Source organism: Rhizobium sp. NLR10b, from assembly GCF_019685435.1.
Lineage (GTDB): Bacteria > Pseudomonadota > Alphaproteobacteria > Rhizobiales > Rhizobiaceae > Rhizobium.
Genome location: NZ_JABDWV010000013.1, coordinates 216900 through 225337 on the forward strand (window position 1 = coordinate 216900; position 8438 = coordinate 225337).

General features: G+C 58.4%; 6 protein-coding genes and 1 pseudogene. 6 read left to right on the plus strand and 1 reads right to left on the minus strand.

Features of this window, described 5'->3' with window-relative positions:
• Window positions 1–526: 526 nt before the first annotated feature.
• Genes HJB91_RS21910 through HJB91_RS21935 form a run of 6 tightly spaced genes read left to right on the plus strand, consistent with a single transcriptional unit; the run spans window position 527 to window position 8081 of the window.
• Window positions 527–1477 carry a glycosyltransferase gene (locus HJB91_RS21910; RefSeq protein ID WP_221155881.1) on the plus strand — a complete coding sequence of 317 codons (951 nt, stop codon included), beginning with the start codon at window positions 527–529 and terminating at the stop codon, window positions 1475–1477.
• The gene (locus HJB91_RS21915) at window positions 1474–2577 is read left to right on the plus strand and encodes a glycosyltransferase family 4 protein (RefSeq protein WP_221155882.1); all 1104 of its coding nucleotides are present in this window, start codon (window positions 1474–1476) and stop codon (window positions 2575–2577) included. The genes HJB91_RS21910 and HJB91_RS21915 overlap by 4 nt, the downstream gene beginning before the upstream one ends.
• Window positions 2568–3710: a glycosyltransferase family 4 protein gene (locus tag HJB91_RS21920; RefSeq protein ID WP_221155883.1), complete on the plus strand. Its 1143-nt coding sequence runs from the start codon at window positions 2568–2570 to the stop codon at window positions 3708–3710. Before HJB91_RS21915 ends, HJB91_RS21920 begins: the two co-directional genes overlap by 10 nt.
• A complete protein-coding gene (locus HJB91_RS21925) occupies window positions 3707–5914 on the plus strand; it encodes a polysaccharide biosynthesis tyrosine autokinase (RefSeq protein WP_221155884.1) in 2208 nt (735 codons plus the stop codon). Before HJB91_RS21920 ends, HJB91_RS21925 begins: the two co-directional genes overlap by 4 nt.
• 51 nt (window positions 5915–5965) lie before the next feature.
• Window positions 5966–7057 (plus strand): GDP-mannose 4,6-dehydratase, encoded by a 1092-nt coding sequence (gene gmd / locus HJB91_RS21930; RefSeq protein ID WP_210628516.1) that lies wholly within the window; start codon window positions 5966–5968, stop codon window positions 7055–7057.
• Window positions 7050–8081, plus strand: coding sequence for a GDP-L-fucose synthase (locus HJB91_RS21935; protein WP_221155885.1), 1032 nt, complete (start codon window positions 7050–7052; stop codon window positions 8079–8081). The genes gmd and HJB91_RS21935 overlap by 8 nt, the downstream gene beginning before the upstream one ends.
• A 232-nt stretch (window positions 8082–8313) precedes the next feature.
• On the opposite strand, the pseudogene HJB91_RS21940 reads toward HJB91_RS21935, so the two are convergent.
• Window positions 8314–8438 (minus strand): annotated as a pseudogene (locus tag HJB91_RS21940) (porin); the annotation flags it as partial.

The window sequence follows — 8438 nt, forward strand, 5'->3', positions numbered from 1 at the left end:
GAACATCCCGCCACCTCCCTAGTCAACCGACGCAAACGAAGGCGGAGCTAAGCCTAACGCGCGTACCCACCGTCCAAGGACGTTGTTTGGGTTAAGCTCACGGTCTACGCCTCCCCCAAAAGTTGGTGCCTGGGCAAACGGCATTGCCCATAAGAGCAGATGTCACCCGTGACCAATCGCCGGTAGCTTGACGATGAAAACGAACCGCGAAGCACGCCGCGCTAAGCCGCAGTCGGTGGTGAAGTGAGGCAATAATTTCTGGCGCAGCCGGCAGTTGGCAGGTGACGCTCGGAAGGGTTGGGATTTTTATGGTTCTGCGTCATGGTCCTGGTTTCGTATGCATTATAACGGAAGCGTCACACGTTGTGGTGGTGACCCTACGAGCTCAGGGCGCAAGCCTGATCGCGCGGAATGATGCCTGTCCGCCTCCCATCCCTTTCCATGAAATCGCGTTGCCAAACGAACGAGCGTCCGCAACTCCGGCGTACCGATGTGTCGCGCAGCAACGCGCTTGAGAGGGGGTGTCATGGAGCGGCCGACGATCAGCGTCCTCATCAACAACTACAACTACGGTTGCTTCCTTCCTCGGGCGATCGACAGCGCCCTGCGCCAAAAGGCGTCTAATGCCGAAATCATCGTCGTCGATGACGGCTCGAGCGATCAGTCGCGCTCGGTTCTGGAAGGATATGAAAACCGGGTGAAGGTGCTCTTCCAGGAGAACCGGGGACAGGCCGCCGCCATCAATGCCGCTGTGAAGGCAAGCACTGGCGAAATCCTCTGTTTTCTCGATGCCGATGACTGGTGGGCGCCGGGCAAGCTGTCGGCAACAGCCGCTGCTTTCCAGTCGAATCCTCATGCATCGCTTGTTTATCACCGACTGCAGCCGACGCAGATCGATGGCTCAATAGCCTTCAAGCCAATTCCTCGGACCTTGTGTTCGGGAGATTTGTCGTCACGGCTTGCGAGATCGGCCGGCTGGTGGCCCTTCCCACTGACATCAGCCATCGCTGTAAGACGTAGCGCGTGGGATGCGGCAGGAGATATTCCCGAACAGTTCCACATTTCCGCCGACGCCTGGCTCGCGGGCCTCTACCCATTTCTGGGGAACGTTGTCGCCTTGTCGGATTCACTCGGATTCTACCGAATTCACAACAATAACTGGTATCGGTCAGTCGATGACGCCGCCATGCTGCGAAAGCGCATGGCCCATTGGCGGACTGTCGTCGAAGTGACGAACCAGTTTCTTTCCGCCCACGATTTAGCGGGAAGGTTGCGTCTGACCGATCACTTTCCGTACCGGGTTGCCTCCGTCAGGCTGGAGGGCGCAGATACACGCACCCGGTTCAGACTTGCTGTTGAAGGGCTTTTTTTCGCCGGAGAACCAAACTTGCTGAGGCGTATGCGCGAGGCATTGCGGACAGCCCGCGACCTTCCTCGACGCGGTCAGGCTGTTGGCTTGTCGGAGTCGGCACGATGAAGGCGCTGATGCTGGTTTCCGAACTCGAAGACTACACCATCTCCTTCGCCAACGGTGTTGCGCAACACCTGCAGGTCGTGCTCGCAGTTCCGCATCGGCGCTATGCCAACCTTGCCTCCGCCTTCGATCCGGCTGTCGATCTGCACCTTTTGGACTGGCCACGGCACCGCTCACTCTCCAATCCCTGGTTCCTGCACCAACTCACGCGTCTCATCCGGACCGAGCGGCCGAACATCATTCACCTTCTGAGCAATTCCACACTCTGGTTGAACTTTGCTGCGCCATTCTGGCGCCCGATCCCTCTGGTGACGACCGTCCACGATGTTGACGTGCATCCCGGCGATTCCGACACCCGCACGCTGCCCGCCTGGGCTCCGCAACTGATGGTGCGGCAATCAGGTCATGTGGTCGTTCATGGTGAGGGGCTGAAACGAATGGTTCTCGAGCGATATTCAAAATCGCCTGATCGCGTCCATGTCCTGTCGCATCCGGCCATTCATCGCTATGCGGAGCTCGCTCGACAGCACAAGCTGACGCGGCGCCACGCAGATGGAACCTTGCGCGTCCTGCTTTTCGGGCGGATATTTGCTTACAAGGGATTGGAGCATCTGGTCCGCGCCGAGGCGATGCTGAAGGACCAGCTCCCCAATCTGCGCATCACGGTCGCCGGCCGCGGCGATGATCCCTGGATCTTCCAGCCCCTAATGGGCGAAGCCGGCCGCTATGATATTCGCAACCGCTTTATCGAGGATATGGAGGTCGCCCAGCTTTTTCTGGATGCCGATATCGTTGTTCTTCCCTACACGGAAGCCTCGCAAAGCGGTGTCCTCAACCTTGCCGCGGCATTTGGCAAACCGGTCATCGTGACCGACGTCGGCGAATTACGCGCCACCGTTCTACCAAACGGACTGGGAATGGTGGTTCGGCCAGGGGACGTCGAACAGCTCGCCAGTGCCATCCGGACACTGGCGGAAAACAACGAATTGAGAAGCAGCTTAGGGACCAGCGCGCTCGCCTGGGCCACAGGTCCGAATTCGCCTGAGCAGGTCGGCGCAAAGGCTGCGGCCGTTTATCGTGAGGTGGTCGGAGCATGCGGATGACGGCGCTCACGGAGGGGAATCGGATAGCAGTGCGGAATGCAGCAACGGTCCGCCACTATGTCCCGGGTGGTTGCGAGAACGGCGGCGGAATCGGCAGGCTGGTCGGGTATATATCGAGCACCGCCAGGGAGGCGGGCGAAACGCACCTTGTCACAGATACCAGAGGGCGTCGCTGGTCCCTGGTTACGTCGCCGATGCGCCTGCTCGGCGCCATCTTGATGATGGCCAAGGATCGGATAATTGCTCCGGCACGCATTCACCATATCCATGTCGCGGGTCGCGGCAGCACCGCAAGAAAACTGATCCTCACCGAGGCTGCCCGCCTCCTCGGGTGCTCTCACATATTGCACCTGCACGATTACGACTATGCGAGTGACTTTGCCGCGCGCTCGCCACGTCAACAGATGCTCATACGCCGGATGTTTCAACATGCCGACCAGGTGGTAGCACTGGGTCAGCGCGACCGCATGACGCTGACGACGCTTCTCGGCGTGGACGAGCGCCGCGTGGCCGTCATCCGCAATTGTGTTCCCGACCCCGGGGCGCGCAGTGTTCACGTCGGCAAGATGCCGTTGATCGTCTTTCTCGGCCGATTGAGCGAACGCAAAGGCGTGGGGGAGCTTCTGCTTGCCTTAAGTCATCCGATTATGAAGGAGCTCCAGTGGCGGGCCGTGCTGGCCGGCGACGGACCCGTGGAAGACTACCGACGCCAGGCCGCAGCCCTGGGCCTTTCAAATCTGGTGAAAATGCCGGGCTGGCTCGGCGCCGACGAGGCGCAAGCCTTGTGTGCACGGGCAGATATCCTGGTTCTGCCTTCGCATGCCGAGGGCTTGGCAATGGCTGTGGTCGAAGGGCTCGCCCACGGGCTTGCGGTCGTTACCACGCGCGTCGGTGCGCATGGCGAAGTCATCTCCGACGGTGAAACGGGCGTCTTCGTGCCTGTCGGAGACAAGGATGCCCTGGCTGCGGCGCTGGCGAAACTCGTCAGCGATCCGGAAATCCGCAACCGCCTCTCGGCCAAGGCCCGGGCTCATTATCTCAACCAGTTCAGTATGAGGGCCTACATGCGATCGCTGGAAAAACTCTACGACGCCGTCTCCGCGCAACCTCAAACGTCGGTTGGTGAACGATGACCATTTCAACTATCCCGCCAGACCGCAACACCTCGCTCTCGTCGATGCGCTACGACCCCCGGTTTCAGGTGGAAACCAGTTCGGACGACTTCGATCTGACATCGGGCTTGCGTCTTATCCGGCGAAGGATGGTGATGATCGTGGCTATCATCACGCTGATGATGGCGATTGCCGCTATCATTGTTTCCGGGTTGAAGCCGAGTTTTCATGCCGAGTCCCGGCTGATTATCCACACGCCTCTGGCGACGAAGCTCGGCCCTGAAGATTCCGGCCGCAACGATCCGCTGGACGCCACATCGGAGACCGAACGACTTCTTTCCAGAAGCATTGCAGAGCGGGTCATCAGCGACCTGAGGCTCGATGAGTGGCCGGAATTCAATCCGGCGCTGCAAGAGACCTCGCTTATCGACAGGATGCGAGCAATGTTGCGCGGTCTGGTCGACAGAGAAAAACCATCCTCGCCGGTACGAGACAGCATCGAGCCAATCATCCCGAATTACTACAAGGCATTGCGCGTATGGCGCGATGGCCAGGGTGACGTTATTCAGATCGGCTTCGATGCGAGCGACCCCCAACTGGCAGCCTCGGTCCCGAACCGGCTCATCAGCATCTATCTCGAAGAGCGGAAGGACAGTCTGCGTGGGCGCCTGGACGCGGCAGAAGAATGGGTTCTGCAGCGCATCGCCGAACAGAAAGACCGTGCTGCGGCGGCACGCGACGCCGCCGACGCGTATCAGAAAACTATGGACGTCGTCTCAAATGACGACGATCAGGTCGAACAGATCAAGTCGATAATGGAGCTGGGCGAGCGACAAACAAAAATCGAACAAGGCCGCGCTGAAGCGAGAGCAACGATATCTGCAATGGAAGCGGCTGACGACCTCTCGCTCGCCCTGCAGAATATGGTTATTCCCGACAGCATTGGTGCAATGCAACGGGAGCTTCGTGCGCAGGAGCAAGATCTCGAGCGCCTTCTCGAGACCTATGGCAACACGGCCGAAGCCGTGGTCGATATGCGCGCGAAGATCCTTAAATCCCGCACCGATCTCAGCCTTGCGGCCGATCGATATCTTCAATCAGTCCGCGCCAGGCTTGCGGCGCTCGATCATGAAGATGACGCGGTCCGGTCGGCCTTGGCGGTTGCTCATGAGAAACGCGCTCGCTCGGCCCTGGCGCAGACGGAACTGGCGCGACTCCAGCGAATGGCTGACAAGGAGCAAACCGCTCTTGATAAGCTCGACGAGCAGCGCCGCGGCTTGGCTGCGCAAGCCATGCTGCCGGGAGCGGAACTGGAAGTTTTGTCACCGGCAGCAGTGCCGCTGGCACCGCAGGGACGCGGACGGCTTTTCTATCTGGTCGGCGCCCTCCTGGCCTCGATATCGATCGCGGTGACGGCCGCTTTTGTGGTCGAGATGCTGGATAACTCGGTCCGCAGCTTCGATCAGATGGCCGGAATGCCTCGCATAGTGCCAGCCGGATTCATCCCACGCCTGAAACGGAGAGACCGGGGGGGGCCATCCATGCTCTTCGGGGACATTCAAGACGGGATGTTTGACGAAGCAATTCGCTCCGTCATAACTTCGCTCAAACAGTCCAACGGTGGAAAGCTGCCTCACAGTATCGTCGTGACGTCAGCTCACAGTGGAGAGGGCAAGTCGCTCGTCGCCAGATCACTGGCAATCGATCTCGCCGCCAACGGCATTCCGGTGCTGCTCGTTGATGGCGACCTCAGACACGGAAATCTCGACTCGTTTTTCAGGTCCGAGCTACAGCAGGGGTTGAATGAATTCCTGTGTGGACAGGCTGGAATCCGGGACATTATCGATCACCATCCGAGCGGCATCGACTTCATTCCGGCCGGCAATGCCACTCTCCATCGGCGCGCCCGCGTGACTGATGCGGCTGACATCGTCTCGATCGCCGCCTCACTGGGCCAAGTCGTCATCTTCGACAGCGCTCCTGTGCTCGCCTCGGCTGATACAATGCATCTGACGGCCTTGGCAGAACGAACGCTCGTGGTCGTTAAATGGGGTAAGACGAGCCGTCGAGCCGTCGAATTCTGCTTGCATCAGCTGAAGACCGCACGCAACGCGGAGCTTTGCGTCGCCATAAACAACGTCAATCCGAAACAACACGCCAGGTACAACTTCAGCGATTCAGAACTGTTTGTGAAGTCCTTGCGGAAATACCACGAATTCACATGAACAACGGCAGCATCACGCCTGGTTCAGCGAAGCAAATTACGGAGGGCTGTCGTGAAGAATAAAAACAAGGTTGCGCTTATTACGGGTATAACAGGTCAGGACGGTGCGTATCTGGCCGAGCTTCTCTTGGGGAAGGGCTATATTGTTCACGGCCTCAAGCGACGCTCTTCGTCCTTCAACACCAGCCGCATCGAGCATCTATACGAGGATCCGCACGTCGAGAATCCTCGGTTCATCTTGCATTTCGGGGACATGACCGATTCAACGAATCTCATCCGTGTGATTCAGGAAACGCAGCCGGACGAGATCTATAACCTCGCGGCACAGAGCCACGTTCAAGTCTCCTTCGAGACGCCAGAATATACGGCCAACGCGGATGGAACCGGCACACTTCGACTACTTGAAGCAATTCGCCTCCTGGGACTGACCAGGAAGACGCGCTTCTATCAAGCGTCCACCTCAGAGCTCTACGGCAAAGTTCAGGAAGTCCCGCAAAGCGAAACGACGCCTTTCTACCCTCGATCGCCCTACGCCGCGGCCAAGCTCTACGCCTATTGGATCGTGGTCAATTATCGCGAGGCCTATGGCATGCACGCCTCGAACGGCATCTTGTTCAATCATGAAAGTCCGATCCGCGGCGAGACCTTCGTGACGCGTAAAATCACCCGGGCGGCGGCTGCGATCCATCTTGGACTGCAGGAAAGGCTCTATCTCGGCAATCTGGATGCCAAGCGCGACTGGGGGCATGCGCGCGAATATGTCCGCGGGATGTGGCTGATGCTGCAGCAGGACGAACCGGAGGACTATGTCCTTGCGACCGGTGAAACGCACTCGGTCCGTGCCTTTGTCGACAAGGCCTTTGCCAAGGTGGGCATGCCGATTGATTGGCGTGGGACCGGAGTTGAGGAAAAGGGGTATGACAAGTCATCGGGTCGGTGTGTGGTGGAGATTGATCCGGCTTATTTCCGCCCGACTGAAGTTGACCTTCTTATCGGTGACCCAACGAAGGCGCATACGAAGCTTGGCTGGAAACATGAGACCAGTCTTGATCAGCTGGTTACGGAGATGGTCCGCGAGGACCTGAAAGTCATGGCACGAAATGTTCCGGCGGTAAGTGTAACCAAAGGTTTTGCCTATGCCTAAGGTGATCTACAGCCTTGCCGGAAAAAGGGTCTATGTCGCGGGGCACCGCGGCATGGTTGGCTCTGCGATCGTGCGCCGTCTTGTTTCCGAGGACTGCGAGATTCTAACCGCCACCCGCGCCGAGGTCGACCTCAGACGGCAGGAGCAGGTAGAGGCCTGGATGAGCAAGAATCGTCCCGACGCTGTCTTCATGGCTGCTGCGCGAGTCGGCGGTATTCTCGCGAACGCTCACTATCCAGCCGATTTCCTTTACGACAACCTGATTCTTGAAGCGAACGTCATCCACGCAGCCCATAGAGCTCAGGTCGAGAAACTGATGTTTCTCGGCTCATCTTGCATCTATCCGAAGTTCGCCGATCAGCCGATCGTCGAGGATTCACTTCTGACGGGATCGCTTGAACCAACGAACGAGTGGTATGCGATCGCCAAAATTGCCGGATTAAAGCTCTGCCTTGCCTATCGCAAACAACACGGCAGGGATTTCATCTCGGCCATGCCTACCAATCTTTATGGTCCAAACGACAATTTTGACCTCGGATCAAGCCATGTCATGCCGGCACTCATACGCAAGGCGCATGACGCCAAGGTCAACCAGCAGCAAGAGATGTGCATCTGGGGCACTGGCGCACCGCGCCGCGAATTTCTTCATGTTGACGATTGCGCCGACGCCTGCCTCCATCTCATGAAGACCTATTCCGCCGAAAGTCATGTGAACGTAGGTTCTGGCGAAGACATTACCATCCTCGAACTGACACGCCTCGTCTCGGAGGTCGTTGGCTTCGAAGGCAAGATCACGCACGACCTCGCCAAACCAGATGGCACGCCACGTAAACTCCTGAGCGTCGACAAGCTTCGCACTCTCGGCTGGTCTCCGAAGATCGGTCTGAAGGAGGGCATCGCCGACGCCTACCGCTCCTTCCTTGATGGGCATTATCTCGAACGCAGCAACACGAGTTTATCCGGCGACGTGATCGCTCAAAGCGACGTCAGTTGTGAGAGAGCTAAGGCTTCGGCGCTGCACTAACAGGTTTTTGTCTCCGACAGCGCCCATGCTCTCACGGTACGGTGATGCAACCCGTCGCCCCTGATGAATACAGCACGCTCCTGTTTTCCATTTGATGCACTCCGTTATCGCGCAACGACTGCTGACGTCTGCGCGGCAGCTTTGAGCCCCTCGGCACCGGAGCCCCTTTGCGCAAACGCAAAAAGCCCGGCTCGAGAGCCGGGCTTTCCTGATCGACCAAAGTCAGACCAGATTAGAACGAACGCTGCAGGCGGAAGTAGCCCGAGGTAGAGTCGTCAGCGTCTTCCGGATCGAGGTACTGAACCGAAGCCTTGGCGTAGAAGTTGTCGACGATCTGGTAATCAACCGTCAGACCAA